The 22782-nt window shown below is 55.1% G+C and carries 20 protein-coding genes and 1 pseudogene; 6 read left to right on the forward strand and 15 right to left on the reverse strand.

Annotated elements, in window-relative coordinates:
- The first annotated feature begins 84 nt into the window (after positions 1–84).
- Genes GO984_RS19805 through GO984_RS19820 form a run of 4 tightly spaced genes read left to right on the forward strand, consistent with a single transcriptional unit; the run spans position 85 to position 3277 of the window.
- Positions 85–492, forward strand: coding sequence for a DUF1636 family protein (locus GO984_RS19805; protein WP_157024311.1), 408 nt, complete (start codon positions 85–87; stop codon positions 490–492).
- A complete protein-coding gene (locus tag GO984_RS19810) occupies positions 489–1283 on the forward strand; it encodes an ABC transporter ATP-binding protein (RefSeq protein ID WP_157024312.1) in 795 nt (264 codons plus the stop codon). Before GO984_RS19805 ends, GO984_RS19810 begins: the two co-directional genes overlap by 4 nt.
- Before the next feature lie 5 nt (positions 1284–1288).
- Complete coding sequence (locus tag GO984_RS19815; RefSeq protein WP_157024313.1) at positions 1289–2224, forward strand: ABC transporter substrate-binding protein; 936 nt, start codon at positions 1289–1291, stop codon at positions 2222–2224.
- 3 nt (positions 2225–2227) lie between these two features.
- A complete protein-coding gene (locus tag GO984_RS19820; protein WP_157024314.1) occupies positions 2228–3277 on the forward strand; it encodes a FecCD family ABC transporter permease in 1050 nt (349 codons plus the stop codon).
- 58 nt (positions 3278–3335) lie between these two features.
- On the opposite strand, the gene GO984_RS19825 is transcribed toward GO984_RS19820, so the two are convergent.
- The 13 genes and pseudogenes from GO984_RS19825 to uxaC all read right to left on the reverse strand — a co-directional run bounded on the left by GO984_RS19825 (position 3336) and on the right by uxaC (position 19072).
- Positions 3336–6563 (reverse strand): error-prone DNA polymerase, encoded by a 3228-nt coding sequence (locus GO984_RS19825; protein WP_157024315.1) that lies wholly within the window; start codon positions 6561–6563, stop codon positions 3336–3338.
- Complete coding sequence (locus GO984_RS19830; RefSeq protein WP_157024316.1) at positions 6560–8026, reverse strand: Y-family DNA polymerase; 1467 nt, start codon at positions 8024–8026, stop codon at positions 6560–6562. Before GO984_RS19830 ends, GO984_RS19825 begins: the two co-directional genes overlap by 4 nt.
- Positions 7980–8534, reverse strand: a complete 555-nt coding sequence (locus tag GO984_RS19835) for an ImuA family protein (protein WP_157024317.1) — start codon at positions 8532–8534, stop codon at positions 7980–7982. Before GO984_RS19835 ends, GO984_RS19830 begins: the two co-directional genes overlap by 47 nt.
- A 267-nt stretch (positions 8535–8801) precedes the next feature.
- Positions 8802–10324: pseudogene (locus GO984_RS24020) on the reverse strand (UxaA family hydrolase).
- Between the two features lie 3 nt (positions 10325–10327).
- Positions 10328–11497, reverse strand: a complete 1170-nt coding sequence (gene uxuA / locus GO984_RS19845) for a mannonate dehydratase (RefSeq protein WP_157024318.1) — start codon at positions 11495–11497, stop codon at positions 10328–10330.
- Complete coding sequence (locus GO984_RS19850) at positions 11494–12921, reverse strand: mannitol dehydrogenase family protein (protein ID WP_157024319.1); 1428 nt, start codon at positions 12919–12921, stop codon at positions 11494–11496. The genes uxuA and GO984_RS19850 overlap by 4 nt, the downstream gene beginning before the upstream one ends.
- Positions 12899–13642 carry a 2-dehydro-3-deoxy-D-gluconate 5-dehydrogenase KduD gene (kduD, locus tag GO984_RS19855; RefSeq protein ID WP_167740435.1) on the reverse strand — a complete coding sequence of 248 codons (744 nt, stop codon included), beginning with the start codon at positions 13640–13642 and terminating at the stop codon, positions 12899–12901. The genes GO984_RS19850 and kduD overlap by 23 nt, the downstream gene beginning before the upstream one ends.
- Positions 13639–14463 carry a 5-dehydro-4-deoxy-D-glucuronate isomerase gene (kduI, locus tag GO984_RS19860; protein WP_157024349.1) on the reverse strand — a complete coding sequence of 275 codons (825 nt, stop codon included), beginning with the start codon at positions 14461–14463 and terminating at the stop codon, positions 13639–13641. The genes kduD and kduI overlap by 4 nt, the downstream gene beginning before the upstream one ends.
- A gap of 16 nt (positions 14464–14479) precedes the next feature.
- Positions 14480–14785: a cupin domain-containing protein gene (locus GO984_RS19865; protein ID WP_157024320.1), complete on the reverse strand. Its 306-nt coding sequence runs from the start codon at positions 14783–14785 to the stop codon at positions 14480–14482.
- Positions 14786–14793: 8 nt separating this feature from the next.
- Entirely contained in the window at positions 14794–16074 is a 1281-nt protein-coding gene (locus tag GO984_RS19870) for a TRAP transporter large permease (RefSeq protein ID WP_157024321.1), read from the reverse strand.
- A 2-nt stretch (positions 16075–16076) separates the two neighbouring features.
- Entirely contained in the window at positions 16077–16586 is a 510-nt protein-coding gene (locus tag GO984_RS19875) for a TRAP transporter small permease (RefSeq protein ID WP_157024350.1), read from the reverse strand.
- A 71-nt stretch (positions 16587–16657) separates the two neighbouring features.
- The gene (locus GO984_RS19880; RefSeq protein WP_157024322.1) at positions 16658–17641 is read right to left on the reverse strand and encodes a TRAP transporter substrate-binding protein; all 984 of its coding nucleotides are present in this window, start codon (positions 17639–17641) and stop codon (positions 16658–16660) included.
- Positions 17642–17665: 24 nt separating this feature from the next.
- Complete coding sequence (gene uxaC / locus GO984_RS19885; RefSeq protein WP_157024351.1) at positions 17666–19072, reverse strand: glucuronate isomerase; 1407 nt, start codon at positions 19070–19072, stop codon at positions 17666–17668.
- A 152-nt stretch (positions 19073–19224) separates the two neighbouring features.
- Between uxaC and GO984_RS19890 the strand changes: the two genes are divergently transcribed.
- Together GO984_RS19890 and GO984_RS19895 are read left to right on the forward strand one after the other, a co-directional pair.
- Complete coding sequence (locus GO984_RS19890) at positions 19225–19962, forward strand: GntR family transcriptional regulator (RefSeq protein WP_157024323.1); 738 nt, start codon at positions 19225–19227, stop codon at positions 19960–19962.
- Positions 19959–20891: a sugar kinase gene (locus tag GO984_RS19895; protein WP_157024324.1), complete on the forward strand. Its 933-nt coding sequence runs from the start codon at positions 19959–19961 to the stop codon at positions 20889–20891. The genes GO984_RS19890 and GO984_RS19895 overlap by 4 nt, the downstream gene beginning before the upstream one ends.
- A gap of 129 nt (positions 20892–21020) precedes the next feature.
- Here the strand turns inward: GO984_RS19895 and GO984_RS19900 are convergent, their stop codons facing one another.
- Positions 21021–22046, reverse strand: a complete 1026-nt coding sequence (locus GO984_RS19900; RefSeq protein WP_157024325.1) for a 5-oxoprolinase subunit C family protein — start codon at positions 22044–22046, stop codon at positions 21021–21023.
- The gene (locus GO984_RS19905) at positions 22043–22780 is read right to left on the reverse strand and encodes a 5-oxoprolinase subunit B family protein (protein WP_157024326.1); all 738 of its coding nucleotides are present in this window, start codon (positions 22778–22780) and stop codon (positions 22043–22045) included. The genes GO984_RS19900 and GO984_RS19905 overlap by 4 nt, the downstream gene beginning before the upstream one ends.
- Between the last annotated feature and the right edge of the window lie 2 nt (positions 22781–22782).

Raw genomic sequence — 22782 nt, forward strand, 5'->3', positions numbered from 1 at the left:
GACGGAGGCCAGATATGGTTACGACAGCATATGCTGAACACATGACAGGTTTCTTCATGCCCCCGCACTTTCGCGGAGGGCGACATGAGCCGACCCAATTCCCACAGAATTACTGTTTGCACGTCGTGCAGACACACCAACGATCTATGCCGGTCCGGTTATGAACTGATCGAGCAGCTGCGCAGCGCAATTGCTGCAGCGGGAAATATTGTTTCAGAAGACTTCGAAATTTCGGGGACTGCCTGCATGACAGGCTGCAATCGGCTGTGCACCGTAGCCTATCACGGCAGCCGCAAGGCGGCATATCTGTTTGGTGACATCGATCCAGATCAGGACATCAAGGATCTGGTGGACTATGCCCGCGAGCCTGCAATGCAGCATAGTGGTTGGTGTTCCGCGTTGGACCACTCCGAAAAGCCACTCGAGTCTTCGCTGCTCCGAGTACCCTCCGCTGTCATTGCGCTAGAGGAAAGTACGGAACTCTTGTCATGAATGGGGCCGAACTGCGCGTTGAAAACGTCAGCTGGTCTCCATCTCGGCATGCCGAGCCTATCCTGCACCAAACATCGTTTAGCCTAGCGGCCGGGCGCGTTTTGGGCGTGGTAGGGCCAAATGGAGCAGGCAAGTCCACCTTGCTTCGGCTCTTGTATCGCTTCAACAAACCCTCTTCTGGCCGCATATTGGTTGGCGGCGACAATCTATGGTCATTACCGCCCCGTACAGCCGCCCGCCGTGTTGCGGCCGTTCTACAGGAGCACCCCACGGATTTTGCTTTGACTGTCCGCGAGATCGTCAATTTGGGGCGCCTCCCGCATCGAGCGGGTTTCACGACGTCTGATCAGCTATGCCACCGGACTGTCGATGATGCGCTGCACCGACTGGACCTATTCCAGCTTGGACATCGCCAGTTTAGCACCCTGTCCGGCGGTGAACGTCAGCGAGCCATGGTGGCGCGAGCACTGGCACAGAACCCTCAAATCTTGGTTCTGGATGAACCAACCAACCACCTCGATATTCGCCACCAGTTGGAAGTCTTGCGCCTGATCCACGACCTGAACATGACCATCGTAACGTCATTACACGACCTGAACATGGCCGTTGGTGTCTGCGACGAAATCCTGGTGCTGAAGCAGGGTCACCCCTTGGGGTTTGGCCCTCCTGCCCAATTGCTGAATGCCAGCTTGGTATCAGAGGCTTTTCGGGTTGATGCCCGACAGGAAAACCTCAGCCCAAGTAACACCCCGCATTTTTCCTTTCACTTACCAAACCAACCAGAGAGATAACCCCGATGAAAACCGCACTCTCCACTTTAGCCCTGGTTATTACAGCCAGCAGCGCCATAGCCGATACCACAGTCCAGAGCTGCAATCGCAATGTGACCTTTGCTACCCCCCCAAAGGCTGCCGTTTCAAATGACGTTAATCTGACCGAAATGATGCTGGTCCTTGGACTCGCTGACCGCATGGTCGGATACACTGGTGTTTCCGGGTGGAAAACGCTGGACGCAAAGATGCGCACCGGTATCAAGGAACTTCCCGAGCTGTCAGCCAAATATCCAAGCAAAGAAGTGCTGATCGGAGCTGATGCCGACTTCTTCTTTGCTGGCTGGAACTATGGCATGAAAGTCGGCGGTGAAATCACGCCTGAGACACTCGATCCATTTGGTATCCAGGTTTACGAATTGACTGAAAGTTGCATTCACATTGGCGGCAAGCCCAAGGTCAGCATGGACGACATGTATAATGATCTGTTGAATCTGGGCCGTATTTTTGATGTCGAGGCCAAGGCAGAAGCTCTGGTCGATGCATACAAGGCCGAACTGGACAGCTTCACTAGCGAGCTGAAAGAGGGCCCCGAGCCCTTGCGTGTCTTTGTCTACGACAGCGGCGAAGAAGCCCCCTTTACTGCCGGTCGCTATGCCATGCCCACCGCCTTGATCGAAGCTGCCGGCGGTATCAACATCATGAGTGATTTCGAAAAAAGCTGGGCCAAGGTGACCTGGGAGGAGGTGGTTGAGCGCAATCCCGAAGTGGTGGTGATCGTGAATTATGGTGACGTAACAGCGGCACAAAAACGCGAATTCATGATGTCGAACCCGGCCTTTGCAGGGATCGACGCTGTTCAGAACGATCGATTCACGGTGCTGGAGTATGTCGAAGCCACCCCCGGCCCGCGTAACATACAGGCGATCAAGTCTCTCGCCTCATCTTTCTGGGGACACTGACGGATGACCGACATAGGCCTGGCCAGACCCAGTTCTCTATCCCCCGACAGGCGATTGGGCCCGGTCATCATTGGCGGCTTGCTGATACTGCTTATGTCGGTCAGCGTCGCAGTCTCAGTGGGGGCAATATCTGTCCCCATCACCACAGTTTGGGGCGTCATCGCGAACAAGTTGTCGCCGGGCCTGATTGATCCGGATTGGTCGCAGGGCCGGGCGGCAATTGTTTGGGACATCCGCTTTCCACGCGCATTACTGGCTGTGATGGTGGGGGCTGGGCTGGGGCTGGTGGGGGCCTCTTTACAGGCAGTGACACGTAACCCTTTGGCCGATCCGCACCTGTTGGGTATCTCTTCTGGCGGCGCTTTTGGCGCAATTCTGGCCCTTTTACACACCGGGCTGTTTCTGGGTCTGCTAACCGTTCCTCTCATGGCTTTTGTCGGCGCATTGAGTGCGACTTTGTTGGTACTGGCGGTCTCCCGGTTTTCTGGCGCGGCCAGCGCAGATCGATTGGTGCTAGTTGGTGTCGCCGTGTCGTTCATCATCATGGCTGGGGCAAATATTTTGATCTTTCTCGGCGACCAGCGCGCCACTCATACAGTAGTCTTCTGGATGCTGGGAGGTCTGGGCCTGGCGCAGTGGTCTCATCTGGCCTATCCGCTTGTGATTCTCACCTTTTGTAGTGGGTGGCTCTGGCTCCGCAGTCCTGACTTGAACGCCATGACCATCGGTGATGAAACAGCCACAACCTTGGGCATTCCAGTAGCGCGGTTTCGCCTCGAAGTGTTTGTGACCGGCGCACTGATCACCGGGGTCATGGTCGCGTTCTCAGGCATTATCGGCTTTGTCGGCCTGATGGTGCCCCATATTGTGCGCTTGCTGGTGGGTGGCGATTATCGAAGAGTGCTACCTGCTTCGGCGCTGTTTGGTGCCATTTTCCTACTTTGGGCTGACATTGTGGCGCGGACCATTATGGCACCGGAAGACATGCCAATTGGCATTGTGACTGGCCTGATCGGTGGGCTGTTTTTTGTTTGGGTACTGGGGCGAAAATAGTACCCCAAAGCCACCAGGCACGGGCGGGCCCAATAGCGTTCCGCCCGTGTCTTTGCACTCAATGGAAATCTCGACTTGGAAAGAGCCTCTTTGCCTGTTCACGAGGATGGCGGGCTGTCTTAACCGGGGCTTGTCGGGGGGCGTCATCGGCTTGCGGCAAGGTGATACCAATTGCGCTGTCCATTGGGTGCCCAAGGTCGCTAAGGTGATGCGACAGATCCTCGATATTCTGCGCAATAAGATGCACTACGATTCCTTCCCGTTGCAAATATCCGGTGACCCGCAAAAGCCGCCCCCCCATGACACTGCGCCGGAACTGCTTATAGACCTTTGCCCAGATCACCACATTGGATACACCGGTTTCATCCTCAAGCGTCAGGAATACGACCCCAGAGGCAGTACCGGGCCTTTGACGTGTGATAACCAACCCGCAAACACTGGTGCGGCCAAGTGGTGCAGTTGCCAGCGCTGCATGAGTGGTCAGATCGGGTATATTGGGGCGTAGCAATTCCATCGGGTGAGCCCGCAGCGACAGGCGCATCGCGACGTAATCCTCAACCACCTCTTCTCCCAGGTTCATAGTGGGCAGGGTCACGTTAGGCTCACGGATACCTTCCCCTTCAAATGGATCATTAAACAGCGGCAATGGGGTTTGTGCCCGCAGCGCCTTGACCCGCCACAGTGCATTGCGCCGTCCCAGCCCCATATCGCAAAAGGCATCCGCTTCGGCCAACCGCTCCAGCGCTGCGGGTTTCAACCCAGCCCGCAACCAAAGGCTTTCGGGATCTGGATAACCATTGCCGCGTGCCGCTACGATCCAGACGGCATCTTCCTCCCGAAATCCCTTGATCTGACGGAACCCAAGCCGCAGCGCCAATGTATCATCAGCGCGGCGCTCCAGCGTATTGTCCCAGGCGCTATTATTGGCGCAAATTGGCCGAACTTCGATTTGGTGTTCACGGGCATCTCGTACGATCTGAGCCGGAGCATAAAACCCCATAGGCTGGGAGTTGAGCAAAGCACAGGCAAACACCGCAGGATGATGGCATTTCAACCAGGCTGAGACATAGGCCAACAGGGCAAAAGCCGCCGCATGGCTTTCAGGAAAGCCATATTCAGCAAAGCCTTCGAGTTGAGAGAAACAGCGGTCTGCAAAATCGGGTTCATAACCACGATCCAGCATGCCGCGCACAAACCGCTCCTTGAATGTGCCAATTGTCCCCATTCGTCGAAACGTCGCCAAAGAACGCCGCAGGCGATCCGCCTCCTCCGGGCTGAACCCAGCGGCAACCACGGCAATCTGCATCGCCTGCTCCTGAAACAGCGGCACCCCCATGGTTTTGCCTAACACCTGCTCCAGCTCGGGCGATGGGTAATGCACCGGTTCTTTGCCTTGTCGACGGTTGATATAGGGATGCACCATGCCCCCCTGGATCGGGCCGGGACGAACAATGGCGACCTCAATCACCAAATCATAGAACTCGCGCGGTTTCATTCGGGGCAGGAAATTCATCTGCGCACGGCTTTCGACCTGAAACACCCCAATCGCATCAGCGACACATAACATGTCATAGGTCGCTTTGTCCTTTGTAGGGACCGTGGCAATGGAATAGTTTGCCCCGCCATTCTGAGCAATCAGATCAAAACTTTTGCGAATACAGGTCAGCATCCCGAGGCTCAGAATATCAATCTTGAGAATGCCCAGACTGTCGATGTCATCCTTGTCCCACTCAATTACCGTGCGATCCTCCATCGCGGCATTCTCAATCGGGCACATCTCATCCAGTCGCGCATTGGTGACAATGAACCCGCCTACGTGTTGTGACAGGTGGCGAGGGAAACCGATGATCTCACCAATCAACCGGATGGTCTGTGCAAGACGGCGATTATTCAGATCCAGCCCCAGCTCGCGGATGCGTTCAGGATCGGCGCCCCCATTGGACTGCCCCCAAATCTGTCCCGACAAATTGGCGGTGACATCCTGCGACAGCCCCATGACCTTGCCAACCTCGTTGATCGCCGCCCGCGAGCGGAAATGAATCACAGTGGCGCAGAGACCAGCCCGGTGGCGGCCATACTTTTTGTAGATATGTTGGATCACCTCTTCACGGCGCTCGTGTTCAAAATCGACATCAATATCCGGTGGTTCGCCACGATGTTCTGACACAAACCGTTCAACAACCATGGTGATGGTCTCTGGGCTGACATCGGTGATGCCAAGGAGATAACACAGGATGGAATTGCCAGCGGACCCACGCCCCTGGCATAGAATTCCCTGCGATCTGGCAAATTGCACGATGTCATGCACGGTTAAGAAATAGGCCGGGAACTTCAATTTCTCGACCAGCGCCAGTTCCTTTTTAACCTGCGCCTGGGCTTTTTCTGGCGCGCCTTCAGGGTAGCGACGCACCAGCCCTTCAGCCGCCAACCGGGCCAATCGCGCCTGTGGAGCCTCGCCTTGTGAAATCTCGTCCGGGTATTCATAGGAAAGCTGTGACAGGCAAAACCCACAGCGTGCCGCAATCTCCAACGTACGTCGGAGCGCGGCAGGATGCCGGTGAAAAACCCGCTCCATATCCCCTGCACCTTTCAGACGGCGTTCCCCATTAGGCAGGGCACGGGTGCCAATTTGATCAATGGTGATATGTTCACGCATACAGGTCAGCACATCGGCCAGTTGGCGGCGCTTGGCATGGTGCATCAAGACATCTCCAACCGTCACCATTGGCGCCGCGACGCGTAGAGAAAGGTCCATGCAGCAATCCAAATACGCCTGATCAGCCCCGTTATATTTAGGCGCCGCACCCAAAAATATATGACCAGGATAGCGGTTCACTGCCGCCTGAATATGCTGAACTGTATTTGGTGCACCAAGCCCCTTCTGCGGTAAGGCAATCAGGATGATCCCTGTACAACCCTCCAGCATATCCTGCATGTCCAGGTGGCACTCCCCTTTCTCTGCCCGTCTTTTTCCGAGTGTTAAAAGGCGCGACAATCGTGCATAGGCAGGGCGATCCTGCGGCAGGGCAATCCAATCCACCGCACTGTCACGTAGCACCAGACGGCACCCAACAATCAGCTTGGGCAAGGGCACAGCCGGACCTGCGTCACGGCGCAATTCCTTAAGCGCCGAATAGGCCCGCACCACGCCGGCCAGAGAATTCCGATCGGTAATAGCGATGGCTTCCAAGCCAAGCTCAACAGCGCGAGTGACCAGTTCCTCGGGATGAGATGCCCCTGTCAGGAAAGTAAAATTTGAGGTGACACACAGTTCTGCGTAGCTCATGCAAACTCTCCCTGCACAAACCATCCCGGTTTCTGGGGGGTATAAAACAACCACAAACGGCGGCCCTGTTTGGTGTCTACCTTCCAGTAATCACGCAGCCCCGAGCTCCAGTTTTCATCGGCAAGCCACCACTCAGGCGCAATCCGTTCTGGTCCGGTTGCCTTTCCTGTCGCAAATGACATCCGACGCCAGCGAAACCGTTCAGGGGGGCGCTTGCCAACCCCTGCAATTGCCTCAGGCGGGAACAGGTGCAAAGGACGCGGACGTTGTGCAAACCAGGGACCCTCGGGGGTGGAATAGGCCGCGGGCGCAATGATAAAACTGTGTTCTGGGATATGGCTATCCGCGGGCAGGAAACGTTGTACGTTTTCCAACCCGATCCGTGTGCCTATCCGCGTTATCAAATCGTCCAACCTATCCTTATTTTGATTGCCAACATGGCTCATTTGCTGAACCGGAAGCGGTTCAACTCCAATGGCCTCAAGACGAAGTTGATCAATTCCATACCCCGCATCCGCCTGCCCTACTCCACGCTCGAATAATGGCAAAATACGCGCGGCATCCCGCAGAGGGCGCGCCAACCGTAATTCAACCTGCTGGCTCGCCTGATCAACGCGACGCAATGTAAGTTGCAAAACCCGCGCGCCTTTTTCATCCTTCTTCAACTTGCTGCAAAGTTGCTCCAGCAGGCGCTCGGTTCCAGCCATCACATCCGCGCTCAAACCAATTGGCTCGGGTAGTGTCATGCGCACCCCGTAATGAGCGGGCGGGCGCAGTGGCGAAATGTCCTCAGGCAACTCCCCCAGTGCCTGATCCAATCGGTGCAGGACCTCTTTGCCAAAGCGTCGCGTCACTGTGGCGCGCGGCAAGGCAATCAGATCTGCAATCTGCTGCACCCCAAGCCGCTGCAGGGCAACCACGGTTTTTTCCTCGAGTCGCAGCGCGGCAACCGGCAGTGACGCTATCTGCTCCGGCGTAGCGCCTTCCTCAGCCATGGTTCTACCAAAATGTGCCAACCCCCAAGCCGCCCCACGCGTATCACCCAAGCCAATGCGCACAGTTATCCCTGCTCGGGCCATCCGAAGGCGCATATCAGCCAGCATCGCGGCCTCACCGCCGAACAAATGCGCCGACCCTGCAATGTTGAGCACCAAGCCATCCGCCCCGTCGAGGCCAACCCAGGGACAGTACCGCCCCGCCCACCGAGCTAAAATTCGCAGAAAATACCGGTCAGCCTCAGGATCCGCAGGGCAGCTTCTTAGACTGGGGCAAAAGGCGCGTGCATCCGAAAACCCCATGCCACGCTGCAATCCCATCTGTTCAGCCTGTGCATTCAAGCAATAAATCCGGTCACTATTGCCTTGGTGTTGAATCAGTGCAAAAGGCGCATCAATCGGCTGTGTCCGTCCAACCCGTTCACTGGGAAGCCTTGGAAACCACAATGATACGACGCGTTTGCGCATCCCACCTTACATCCCATGCAGCCAATGTTCCCGATTTGTTCTTTGTAATTTCCCAGCGCTGCAGAGTCGAGTCCTGCTGATCAAAAACTGGGGCGCAACGCCAGCGGGTTTCCGCAGCGTTGTTACCCTGACCTTCGGGAATAATGCACAGCCCGGTGCTTTCTCCTGTTTGCGCCGCCAGTTGCAACCGCCGCCCCGCAGTGAAGCTAAGCGGTTGGCGAAGTTCAATCACCACCAAGTTTACCACGCCAGATCGCAGCGCCTCTTCGGCCACCGCCAGACTATCTGTCTGATCTTTCGTTTTGACCCGCAGCAGGTTTTGCGGATCCATATAGGTAGAAAACCCTATGGGGTTGATGTGCCCCGCAAGCCAATCCTCACAAATCCAAAGGACAGCCCCGCCCAAATACCCCCCCAAAGCAAAGGCAAATGATTGCGCATTTGGGAGACAAATCTCATGGGTTCGGCCCGTGCGTAGCGGGAAATTTTGAAAGAAACTGGTGGTCATCTTTGTATCCTACACACAAACTTCGCAAGTTACCCTACACTGGTAGTTCCCGTTCTAAAACTAGTGGTGTTCAAAGGTAAAATCCTCTTGGCAACATGACTGAGGAAAATTGTGAATGCAAACCCCGGGGCTTTAACAAAGCTCAGTAAACTTCATCCCAATTGTTAGGTCGCATCCGACTTGAGTTAGGCCACAGCTGCGCGCCTCCACTCTGACAGTCTTGTTGAAAATGGCTCTCTCTCATGACAACCAGTCAGCCAGTCTAAATCACATGACGGCGCCGATTTGCCATGGAACAAACTCGTTGTTTCCCAACCCAAGGGCTTCGGATTTGCTCACTTGGCCGGATGCAGTCGCACGGATCAGATCAAATATCTGCTGGCCTTTGTCCGCAATGCTGATCGCGCCAGAAATGATATCTCCGGTACCCAAGTCCATATCATCGGGCACTTGGGCAAAAAGGCGATCGGACGTAGCCAGTTTGATCGTCGGCGCAGGCTTAGAGCCGAACGCAGACCCACGGCCTGTGGTGAACACAACAATCTGCGCCCCTCCTGCGATCTGCCCTGTCACAGAAACAGGGTCATAGCCTGGCGTGTCCATGAACACGAAACCTTCATCACGCACTGTCTCAGCATAGTCATAGACCGCCATCAGCGGCGTTGTCCCTGCTTTGGCCACTGCACCAAGGGATTTCTCAAGGATCGTGGTGATCCCACCTTGCTTGTTGCCTGGGCTGGGATTGTTGTCCATGGAGCCACCGTTTTGCGCAACGTAGCTTTCCCACCACTTGATTTGGCCTATCAGTTTCTCTGCCACCTGTGCGCTATTCGCCCGACTCAGCAATATCTGTTCAGCCCCGTAGATTTCGGGGTTTCGGACAGAATGGCAGTCCCACCTTGGGCCACAATCAAATCGCTCGCGACCCCTAGCGCAGGATTGGCCGTAATCCCTGAAAACCCATCCGAACCACCGCATTGCAACGCCACGCGCAGCGCGCTCATTGGCTGTGAACTGCGTGTCACGAGGTTAACCCGAGGCGCGATGTCAGCCACATGAGCCTTGATGGATGCAATGGTCGCAAGTGTACCACCCGTCTCCTGGATGGTCAGAGTATGAAACCGGTCGGTGCCCGCATCGCCAAAATGCGAGCACATACGCGCGACCTGCATGACCTCGCAGCCCAACCCCACAAACAATGTGGCCCCAACATTGGGGTGGGTCGCATGGCCCCATAACACTCGTTCAAGAATGTCGTAACCCGACCCACTGCCCGCCATGCCGCAACCTGTACCGTGCGCAAGGGCAACAACGCCGTCGACATTCAAATAAGGCGCCAGCATCCCACTGGTCTCAATCTCAACCGCGGCGCGACGGATCACGCTGGCCGAACAATTCACCGTGGCTACTAGCGCAATGTAATTGCGAGTACCAACACGGCCATCGGAACGTTTAAACCCTTGAAAATCAAACGGTATACAGCTTGGTAACGCTGCGTGAGCGGTAACCAAAGCTGACCCGATGTTGTAGCCTTTCTCGGGCGTCGCGAAGGCGCAATTGTGGCTATGCACATGGGCGCCCACTGGAATGTCTTGCGTTGCATGCCCGATGAATTGTCCAAACTTTACCACAGGCGCGCCTGCTCGCAGGTCAACCCGCGCAATCTTGTGACCGGCGGCTACAGGCCCAGCCAGTGCCGTACCCAAGCCAAGTGGAGCGTCGCCTACCATTGCACGTTCGGTTAAAACGGATACGGTATCATTTGGGTGCAAAATCAACGGTGCAGACATAATTTAACTACTCAAGGCGCGGATAACGCCGCGCAACTCTGCCAAACCCTTCAATCGGCCAATCAACGGATATCCTGGGATCAAGTCGCGTGTCAGGTCAGACAGCATATGGTGGCCGTGATCGGGGCGAAACGGTATGTTATGGTCGCTGCGCCCAGTATCTCGACGGCGTGCCTCCTCTTGCAAAATCACACGGACCAAGGCGACCATATCGGTATCTCCGTCCAGATGGGCAGCCTCTTCGAATGATCCATTGGGGTCTTTGCGCACATTGCGCAGGTGCACAAAATGGATGCGTTTCGCAACTTTGGCGGCGATCGCGGGCACATCATTCGCCGGATTAGCCCCCAGCGAGCCAGCGCAGAACGTCACTCCGTTGGCCGGGCTGTCATAAGCATTCAGCACCCAATCCAAATCGTCACCGGTTGAAACGATCCGGGGCAGCCCAAGAATATCGCGAGGCGGATCATCTTGATGCACGCAGAGACGCATCCCCAACTCCTCAGCTGTTGGAACAACTTCTTGCAAAAAGCGATGGTAGTTTGCCCGCAGCGCTGCGCGGTCCATGCCCGCGCAACTATTTAGAGCGTTGCGCAGACCGGTCACATCATAGCGTTCAAACGCGCCTGGTAGCCCTGCCATGATTGCGGCCAATAGGGCGTCACGGTCATTTTCAGTTGCTTGCTGGAACCATGCCGCTGCGCGATGGCGCACGCCTTCTGGGTAATCATCCTCAGCCGCGCGGCGGCCCAGCATATGAATTTCAAACGCGGCCATTTTTACAGCATCAAAACGCAGGCATGTGGCACCATTGGAAACTGGGGCGGCCAAATCAGTGCGTGTCCAATCCAGCAGCGGCATAAAGTTGTAGCAAATTGTTTTCACGCCCTCAGAGGCGAGATTGGCCATGGACTGGCGGTAATTGGCAAACAGTTGCGCCAAATCACCCTCTCCACGCTTTATTCGTTCATGGACCGGCAGGCTTTCTACGACGTTCCATTCAAACCCAGCCTTTTGTATCAGCCTCTTGCGCGCGGCAATCGAGTCGACAGGCCAAACTTCCCCGTACGGAATGTCGTGCAGTGCTGTCACGATATCGCGCGTGCCTGTCTGAGCCACCTCACTCAGCGAGATAGTGTCGAATTCACCGTACCACCGCCAGCTTTCGATCATGCTGTCACCTCTTGTGCTGATTGACGAGCCCCCATAGCCCAGAGCAGCTGTGCTGCTTGGGTAACGGGTGTCTTTAGTTGACCCGCAAGGTCTTCGTCGAAAATCTCACGCATTGACAAAATGGCCGCTACGATATCGGCCGGAGTGTCATCGGCTGCCGCTGCACCGCGCAATTGTTCGGCTAACGGGTCGCGAACATCAATCTGCTGCCCTGTCTCATCTGTACCGCTGACGTAGCGCATCCATGCCGCCACTGCGAGGTACAGGCAAGGTGAAGGGCGGCCTGCCGCAATGTTCTCGCGCAGGGTACTCAGCAACCGTTGAGGCAATTTCTGACTGCCATCCATGGCGATTTGCCACGTCCGATGCCGAATGGCGGGGTTGGCGTAACGCGCAAACAATGTTTCGGCGTAGGCATCAAGGACGATCCCATTGGGAGGGACCACTGCAGGGATGATCTCGGCCCAGAGCGCGCGCGCGAAGGCGGCAAAAACCGGATCGGAAATTGTCTGATCAATCGTTTCATGACCTGCCAAATAGCCTGTGTAGGCCAGCGCGGAATGGGTCCCGTTCAGCATCCGCAATTTCATATGCTCGTGGGCAGTGACATCAGCCACCATTTCCGCACCAGCAGCCGCCAGATCGGGGCGTTCCCCCCCTACAAAATCATCCTCAATCGCCCATTGAGAAAACGGTTCATGCATTACGGGGGCAGCATCAGTCACCCCGGTGAGGCTGGCAACACGGACGATATCGCCTTGAGTGGTGGCAGGAGTTATACGGTCCACCATGGTGCAGGGGAAACGACCCTCGGCTGCAATCCAGTCAGCCAATTCCGGATCAATCCGGCGTGCCATATCCAATACCACGCCGCGAACGACACGTCCGTTTTCAGGCAAGTTATCGCAGCTCAGCACTGTAAACGGAGCAATGCCTGCTGCGCGTCGCCTTTGCAACGCACGCACTAGAAAACCGACAGCAGAGATCGGCAAATCATGCCCCAAATCATGCTGCACATCAGGATGATCAGGATTTAGCGTTCCAGTTGCCGAATTGTGACAATAGCCCTTTTCTGTGACTGTCAGCGACACGATTTTCACGGCCGGGTCAATCATTGCAGCCAGCACCGCCATGGGATCTTCTGGCGCCACCAAAACATCGTTGAGAACATCGATCTGGCGCGGCACAACGTCGTTTTCTGCCAACGAAACTGCTGTATAATTCCAGTCCTGAGGACGCAGTGCGTCGCGCGTATTTGGACTGCGAAGCGAGACGCCGACAATGCCCCAATCGCCACCCGACGCAGCCATAGCATCAGCCACATATAGGCAGCCAAAGGCCCGGAAGAACGCTCCTAGCCCCAGATGTACAATTCCGGTTGCCGAGATTGGTTTCAACGCGTTATCGGGCAAGCCAGCCTCCATCTACGTTTAAGACTGCGCCATGCACATAGGCGGCAGCTGGCGTGCAGAGATAAACCGCTGCACCTGCAATATCCGACGGGTCCCCCCAATGCCCCGCGGGAATTCGGTCAAGAATGGATTGATTGCGGACCGGATCGGCGCGCAATTCTTGTGTGTTGTTGGTCGCGATATAACCCGGGGCTACGGCGTTCACGTTGATGCCTTTTGCGGCCCATTCATTGGCCAGCAGCTTGGTCAATCCCGCCACACCGTGTTTGGACGCCGTGTAGGAAGGTACGCGAATACCGCCCTGAAATGACAGCAGAGAGGCGATGTTCACAACTGCACCTTTCCCGCCGCGCCCCAGTACTGCCTTGGCAAAGGCCTGCGTAGTAAAGAACAGCGCCTTCAGGTTAACATCCATAACTGCGTCCCAGTCTTCTTCAGTGAACTCCACCGCATCATTTCGCCGAATAATGCCTGCGTTGTTGATCAGAATGTCGATCTCTTGGTCCGCAAACAGGGCTTGTCCGGCCATTGGATCACTGAAATCCACGCTCAGGTTTGCGGCCGCACCACCAAGCTTTTCAATTTCGAGCAAGGTTTCATCAGATGGTCGGCGCCCAGCGCAGATGACGTAGGCACCAGCTTGCGCAAGACCGATGGCAATCGCTTGGCCTATACCTGTGTTGGCCCCTGTCACCAGGGCGCGGCGTCCAACAAGAGAGAACGGTTTTTTCACCGCAAATCCCCCATGGCAACTATATCCATGTCTGTGAAATCGACATTATCGCCGGCCATCGCCCAACAGAATGTATAGGCCCCAGTGCCCGCACCACAGTGCACGGACCAAGGGGGCGATATCACGGCCTCTTCGTTCGCCATCACAATATGACGGGTTTGGTCAGGCTCGCCCATGATGTGGAAAACTCGCTGATCCGCGCCTACATCAAAATACAGATACGCTTCCATTCGGCGATCGTGCAGGTGGGCGGGCATCGTGTTCCACACTGATCCTTCGGCAAACTGAGTGTACCCCATTACTAGCTGACAAGTCTCAGCAACTTCGGGATGCAGAAACTGCAAAATAACCCTCTCGTTCGCTGTTTCGCGAGCACCCATTTCAACCCGACGCGCGCCGGCCAGCCTGATCAATCTGGTGGGGCAGCTGCGATGTGCAGGCGCAGACAAAAGATAGAAGCGGCCAGACCCGGAAAAACCTACCGGGCCGGAGCCCATACCGACATACAGCACTTCGCCACGTTCCAGCGTATGGTCCTCACCATCCACACTGACAGTGCCGGTACCGCCCACATTCAACACACCCAATTCGCGACGATCGAGGAAAGACGCGGTACCCGTTTCTGGCATGTGGTCCAGCATCAATGTACCGTTTCCGGGCACCGCTGATCCCAGAATCAACCGGTCGTAGTGGCTGTAAACAAGGTTGATCTCTCCTTCAGCGAATAACCCGCCAACATGGAAATGGTCACGCAATTGATCCGTATCCAGCGTCTTGGCGGTGGCTGGATCAATGGCATAGCGAGTTTGGCTTTTCAGCATGGTTATGTCTTTCAAATCAGAGGAAATCAGCGCGGCGCGGCGTGAATGTGTCAATCAGGGTGCCGGCCTCAATACAGACGCACCCATGGCGGGCTTGGGACGGGATTATCAAACTGTCGCCAGCTCCCAAATCGTGTTCAGTCCCATCAATCGAAAAGGCAAAGCGCCCGGATTTTACATAAGTTGCCTGCACATGTGGATGGCTGTGCAATTTACCTTTGGCACCTGTCTCAAACCGAAATGCGACCAACATTAGATCAGCGTTTTCTGCCAAAACCTGACGCCTCACGCCGGGATCAGTCGGGACAATTGGGTTTTTCATACCAGACCTCAGTGAAACAGTGACGGCAGCCAAAGCGACAGCGCAGGAACGTAGGTGACGAGCATCAGGGTACCAAAGGCTGCTCCGTAGAACGGCCAGATCGACCGCACCGCATCCCAGACTGGAATTCGGCCCACAGCACAGCCAACAAACAGCACCGCCCCGACCGGTGGGGTGCAAAGACCAATGCCGAGATTGAGGATCAAAATGACGCCAAAATGCACAGGATCGACGCCAAAGGCGGTCGCCACAGGCAGAAAAATCGGCGTGGTGATCACAATGAGCGGCGACATGTCCATAAACGTGCCCAGCAGCAGCAGCAGCACGTTGAGCAGCAGCAAAATGATGATCGGATTGTCTGACACCCCCTGCAAGAGCGCCACCATGGAGGCCGGTACTTTTGTGTAGGCCAGCAACCAGCCAAACGACGCCGCGCAGCCGATCACAAGCAACACCATGGCTGTAGTACGTACAGCAGCCAAAGTTGCCTCGACAAAGTCATTCCAGCTTAGGCTACGGTACACAAAGAACGTCACCAGCAAGGCGTAAACCACTGCGATGTTCGACGACTCCGAGGCGGTAAAAATGCCGGACCGCACACCGCCAAAGATGATCGCCACAAGCACCAACCCCGGAGCCGCTGAGACAAACAGCGTGCCGATCATACGAAATCCCTGGAACGGTTGCACCGGATAGCCTTTGCGCTTGGCCACCCACCAGGCCGCAATCATCAACGTCAGCGCCAGCAGAAAGCCAGGCACAATGCCAGCGGTGAAGAGATCAGCGATCGAGATCCGTCCACCTGCGGCAATTGAATAGATGATCATGTTGTGCGACGGCGGCAGCATCAGCGCGATGATCGAGCTGACAACGGTGATATTAACCGCATAGTCAACGTCATAGCCGCGCTCTTTCATTTGCGGCACCATCAGACCACCCACCGCGCTTGCGTCGGCGGCGGCTGATCCAGACACACCGCCAAACATCACCGATGACAGCACATTGACTTGGCCCAGACCTCCACGAAGATGCCCCACAAAGGCACCGGCCAAAGCAACCAAACGGCGGGCAATATCGCCGCGTACCATCAAGTCACCTGCAAAGATAAAGAAGGGGATTGCCATCAGAGCAAAGACCGACACCCCGGAATTCAGACGCTGGAAAACCACCACTGGCGGTAACCCCAGATAGGCAATAGTGGCAAAGCTGGATACGCCCAAACAAAAGGCCACAGGAGTGCCAATTAGAAGCAGAAAGACAAAGGTGCCAAAGAGGACATACAGTTCCATTGTTAGTGCTCCACCACGTCTTCGCCAAATCGGGCAGTCGGTAATCCGGCAGCCCGGCGAGCCACACGCTCAAGAGAGAACAGGACCACCAGGACCCCGCCTGCGACCAGCGGGGCAAAATCAAAGGCACCGGAAATTCCAAGGCTCGGCAACATGTTTGCGGCGGTTTTGGCGGCCAGCTTCCATCCAAACCAAACCATACCGATACCAAAACCGGCGACCGCCAGGTCCGAGATCGAATAGAGGATAAGCTTGACCCTGTCGGGCACAAGATAAAGCATCACATCAAACGACAGATGATATCCTTCGCGGATGCCAACTGCGGCCCCCAAAAAGATGAACCAACCCATAATCATCACCGAGGCGGGCTCAGTCCAGACAATGCTGTCATTCAGAATATAGCGCCAGAACACCTGTGCAGCGATCAGCGCAGTCATTACAACCAACCCCACTCCTGCCAGCCAAAGCGCTACACGGGCCAGCAGGCCAGTGGTAACGGCCACTGATTTCATTGTGTCTTTCACGCGCACATCCTTGCTCAGAATTGGGATGACCTGCACCCAAAGATGCAGGCCAAATCATCTTATTTGGTGGCTTGAATGTCAGCGACCATCTCTTTCAGAACCGCCGATGTGACGTATTTTTCATAGACAGGGACCATGGCTTCGATGAACGGCGTCTTGTCGATATCAGTGATGATTTGGACACCAGCCTCACGTACGCGGTCTTCTGAAGTCTGCTCGCGTGCAATCCAAAGATCCCGCATAACAGGAACGGAATCACGCGCGGCCTGACGAACCATCGCCTGATCTTCTGCACTTAGCTTGTCAAACGACGACTTTGCCATCACCAGGACTTCGGGCACGATCAAGTGCTGATCAAGCGTGTAATATTTGGCGACTTCAAAGTGACCAGAGCTGTCATAAGATGGCCAGTTGTTTTCTGCGCCATCAATAACCCCTGTCTGGATGGACGAATAGACTTCGCCATAAGGCATTGGCGTCGCGTTGGCACCCAGCGCACTGACCATATCCACAAACATGTCCGACTGCATGACGCGGAACTTCATACCAACCAGATCATCAATCGAGGCAATTGGCTTTTCAGAGTTGTAGAAGCTGCGCGAACCGCCGTCATAAAACGCCAAGCCCACCAGATCATGATCGCTGAACGCGTCCAGAATCTGCTGTCCAACCGGACCATCCATAACCTTGTTCATGTGCCCAACCGAGCGGAAAATATAGGGCAGAGACGGCACTTGGGTTTCTTCGATGATATTGTTGAATGGCCCCAAAGAGACGCGGTTCATATCGATCACACCAAACTGGGTCTGTTCAATAGTGTCTTTTTCTTCACCCAACTGGGCAGAGTGGAACACCTCGATGCACAGCCGACCCTCCGAACGCTCTTTCAGCATCTCACCCATCGCATTCACCGCCGCAACGGTGGGATACCCATCCGGATGGGTGTCAGATGAACGCAGAGTGATCTCGCAAGATGCTGCGGCAGCAGAGGCCATCGCAACACTAGCGAGCAAAGCCGCACCTATAGTTTTCACGTAAGTCATTGTTTTCCTCCCTGGAAATGGCTCTCAGAGCCGGTAGGCTTGTTTGGCAAGCCGATATGCAAGGTCTTGTGCGACCTCGAATGCCTCATCCTCATGCAATCGCCCGGTGGCGACCAATGTGGCGAGAAAAGAGCAATCCACGCGGCGCGCCACATCATGGCGAGCCGGGATCGAGCAAAAGGCGCGGGTGTCGTCATTAAAGCCGACAGTGTTGTAAAAGCCTGCTGTTTCTGTCGCCATTTCCCGGAACCGGAGCATGCCCTCATAACTATCATGGAACCACCAGGGCGGCCCCAGTTTCAGCGCGGGGTAAACCCCCGCTAGCGGCGCCAATTCACGCGAATAGCTGGTCTCGTCCAACGTAAACACGATGATCGTCAGATCTGACCGCCCGCCAACTGCGTTCAAAAGCGGACGCAGAGCAGTGACGTAGTCGGTGCGCATCGGGATGTCGCACCCCTTGTCTCGTCCGAACATTGCAGTGATATCTGCCGAGTGATTGCGAAACGAACCTGGGTGAATTTGTAGAACCAGCCCATCATCAATGCTCATCCGTGCCATTTCGGTCAACATATGGCCGCGAAAACGATCCGCTTCGTCCGGGCTGCATTTGCTTTGCAGCGCTTTGGAAAACAAGGCAGCGGCCTCAGCTTGTGGTAAATCTTCTGTACGTGCGGACAGGTGACCGTGATCACTGGATGTGGCGCCGAACGCTTTGAAAAATGCGCGCCGCTTACGATGTGCAGCCAAATAGCCAACCCAGGTAGTGGTGTCCTCACCCGTCATTTCACCCATAACCTGAACGTTGTTGGTGAAACCCTCAAATTCAGGATCAACAACCGCATCAGGACGGTACGAGGTAACAACCTTACCGTCCCAGCCGCTAGCACGGATCATTTTGTGCCAACGCAGGTCGTCAATCGCGCTTTCGGTCGTAGAAATAGCCTCAATATTGAAACGCTTAAACAAAGCACGTGGACGAAACGTGTCTTGCTTCAGACAGTCGGCAATCTGGTCATAGATCAGATCCGCAGTTTCTGCCGACAAGCGCGCGGTTACACCGAACACCTCTTGAAATGCGTGATCGATCCAAAGACGCGACGGTGTTCCCCTGAACAGATAGAAATTCTCTGCAAATAGCCGCCAAATTTTTCTCTTGTCTTGCTCGGTTGCGCCTCCGTCAGCGCGCGGCACACCAAGGGCACTCAGCGCTACTCCCTGAGAATGCAACATCCGGAAAACATAGTGGTCCGGTGTCACAAACAAATCGGTCGGATTGGTGAAATTTCGGTCTTCAGCAAACCAACGCGGGTCGGTGTGACCGTGAGGGCTGACAATCGGCAACTGGCTTATGCTTTGGAATAGTAGACGCGCCAAATCACGCATAGACGGATCCGTCGGAAACAAGCGATTTTCGTCCAGCAAAGCCATCAACGTCCCTTCCCAATACACACCCTGACACCATTCTGTGTCAGGCAATTCAACTGATATCCTAGGATCACAGAATTGACATGTCAACTAATAACCCAGTTGCGACTTTCCTAAATAGATGTAATGTCATGCAAGATAGAGGAACACTGGGAATGAAAAAATCTGTGGCAAATGCACCTAAAACACACGATGATGACCTGCCACTGCCAGTCATTCGGCAAGCGACGACACCAAGCGTTGCCGACCAGATCTTTGATGCGTTAAGTCAACGAATTCTTTCATTAAAACTGCCCCCCAGCACAAAAATATCTGAGGCCGAGGTGGCAAAGCAAATGGGTGTCTCCCGCCAACCGGTGCGCGAAGCATTCAAACGTCTTGCCAAGCTTGGGTTTCTGTACATTCGCCCCCAAAGCAGCACGACTGTAAGCCTGATTTCAGAAAATGCAGTTTTGCGGGCTCGGTTTATTCGCACCGCACTTGAGGTGAAAACATCCCGTACAGCCGCAGACTCATTGGACGCAGACGGTCTTGCAGCACTTGCGGCGCTTATCGAAGATCAAAAGGCGGCCATAGCGGAAAAAGACAGAGATAAGTTCCACGCTCTGGATGATGCGTTTCACCGTGAAATCTGCGTGCAGTCTGGCGTAGGATATGTCTGGAACCTGATCCACGAAAACAAGGCCCACATGGACCGTGTTCGCATGCTAACGCTGAACGCCGCCTCACAAAAACTGGCGCTTGATGATCATATCAGGATATTCAACGCCTTAACGTCGAACGATGCTGATGCGGTTGAGCTGGCAATGACGGAACACCTGTCACGCATTCTGATCCATATTGAAGCGATCAAGGCAGACAACCACAATTGGTTCACCGAGGACACACAATGACCCGTATCGTCGCGATTGGCGAGTGCATGGTTGAAATCGCCCCGACAGGGCAAGCTTCTGAGTACCGAATGGGGTTTGCTGGCGATACATTAAACACGTCATGGTACCTCCGTCAGCTCTTGGGACCAGAAGATCAGGTAGACTATTTTACTGCCCTAGGCACCGACTCGCTGTCCGACCAGATGATGGATTTTCTGTCACAGGCAGATATAGGCACAGGCCATATCATCAGGCGTAAAGATCTGACTGTTGGGCTCTACATGATCCAACTGACCGAGGGCGAGCGTAGCTTCAATTATTGGCGCGGGCAAAGTGCGGCCCGCACCCTTGCGCAAGAGGCCGATACATTATCTCAGGCTCTTGCGGGTGCTGATGTTGCCTATTTTTCTGGAATTACGCTCGCCATCTTACCGTCGCAAGATCGCGAGCGATTGCTGGACGTATTACGAGCCTTTCGCGCCAACGGTGGATCCGTGGTTTTCGACCCCAACCTTCGTAGGCGGCTTTGGCATTCCGCAAATGAGATGACCTCAACCGTGATGGCGGCCGGCGCTGTCAGCGATATTGTGTTACCATCACATGAGGATGAAGCAAGTTGGTTTGGTGATAACAATCCCAACGCCACCGCGCAGCGCTATGCCGAACAAGGCGCGGAACTCGTTGTTGTCAAAAACGGTCCTGGTCAAATTGCGACATTAACCAATGGGGAGCTCAGCATACACACCCCAATATCCGTCACCAATATTGTCGACACCACAGCAGCAGGGGATTCATTCAACGCGGGTTTTATTGCCAGTAGAATCCAAGGGCGCACACCTGCTGAAGCGATCACAGCGGCCAGTACTCTTGCAGCCAAAGTAATCCAATTTCGTGGTGCGCTGGTTCAGCTACCCCTTCCAGACTCACCGATGAACCTCAGCAATACATAAAACAACCAGCGTCCAGAAATCTGCAAGTGACATTAACCGAAGTCACCCAACCAATTTGCCCCAGAACATTGCCACTCTCCCATGGCTAAACGTCACCCTATGTCAGCGTTCAGGTAGACAGGTTGGTCACTAAGATGCCTTTTCGATATCATCCCCAGCGGTTACACCACTGATAAGTTGGTAAGATAGCAGGTTGGGGATTTTGCGGGGATCACGGATCAGTGGCTGGATGGTTTGCCGCAGATTTTGACGCTTCGTCCGTTCGCGGCTCTCGATTTCAACGGCATCCTCCAACGAGACAAACTTAAACTGCAAAACAGCCCCTGCGCATGCCTGTGCAACACGCGGCAAATCCGCAGGCAGCACCGTTCCAATACGGGGGTAGCCGCCGGTTGTCTGACATTCGCTTAGCAACACAAAAGGCGCGCCATCGCCGGTAATCTGAACATCCCCAGGAACAATCACTTCGGAGACAACACTGAGACCGGCTTCGGATTGAAATCCCGCGCCTTTGGTTTGCAAACGAACACCCATCCGGTTTCCACGGGTATCACGGCGAAATTCGGTCGTCTCAAAATGATGGATCTGCTCAGGCGTAAAAAACTCGGTTTGCAGGCTGGGAACAATACGCAACAAGCCGCCGTCAAACCTCTGCGACGGCTCCAGCCCCATGCCGATTTGGCCGATACTTTGATCTGAACCCACTGGTAGAATATCATCTGCAAAAACAGGAGAGCCAAGTCCCGCCGCCAAGTGGGCGGATCGCGCACCAAGTTTGACTGTTGTCTCCAGTCCGCCACCAACATGTAAGTATCCGTAAACACCTGCCACTGCCCCACCAATCGACAACCTGGCACCTTTGGGCAACGCATGGCTGGCATTCCAGACTATCCGCCCCCCATCAATACTCGCCCGCATCGGGGCACCGGTCAGGGCAATCCGCATATCTTCGGTTGCTTCGAACTCGCCCCCCAACCCCGCCATTTCCAGCGTGGCCTTACACCTGTCCTGCCCTAACAAGGCGGCCCCCTCGGCAATGGCCAAGTGATCGGCAGCACCGCCACGAGACAATCCATACTCCAAATATCCAAGGCGGCCCTGATCCTGGATGGTCATCCCCTGGCCTGCCTGGTGTACGATTAGGCTACAGCTCATGTGATCACCTCGGATGTTGCACCACCATCGGCGTCTCGTGTCATCTGAGCCAGAGTTTCAGGTGATGTAGATACAAAGATAACTTCATCACCTGGACGCAGCACAAAAGGTTGCTCCGTCTCGGGGCGAAAAAGGCGGAAAGCGGTTTGTCCAATATGACGCCACCCTGTTGGCGTGGTAACGGAAAACAGCACTAGCTGTTGGATCGCAACTGCCAGCGCCCCTTCGGGAACTTTATCTGTCAAGGCAGTTTGCCGTGGTATATTCCACGCAGGTGGCAACGCGCCCAAGTAAGGCTGGCCAGGTGCAAAGCCAATGGTCTGCACCCGAACGCGGCTCTGTGAGACCGAGGCAATTGCTTCGTCCACTGTCATCCCGGCGACTCGCGCGGCCTCATCCAATTGTGGGGCCAGTGTAGTTCCATACACCGTTGGGACCCGCCACAACCTTCGCCCTGTTGGAAGATCACCTGTAAACCAGTCCTGTTGAGCCAGTAATCCCTTGAGCATGACGCGCAGATCTGCGTGGGTCTGCCACTGCGGATCAAACCGGAGGTAGGTCGAAACTAACGAAGTGGAAGTCTCTTCAATTCCATCCCAGTTCTGGTTCTCCAGCGCCGCCCTAAACGTCAGTGCCGCGCGGTTTGCTTGTTCGCTCAACCGGTCTCCAAATTGCACGAGGAATCCGTCGACCCCAAGCGTACAAAGCCTGGGCCATTCCAATGACAACGGCATGT

Origin of the sequence: Parasedimentitalea huanghaiensis (assembly GCF_009753675.1) — a bacterium.
Classification (GTDB): domain Bacteria; phylum Pseudomonadota; class Alphaproteobacteria; order Rhodobacterales; family Rhodobacteraceae; genus Parasedimentitalea; species Parasedimentitalea huanghaiensis.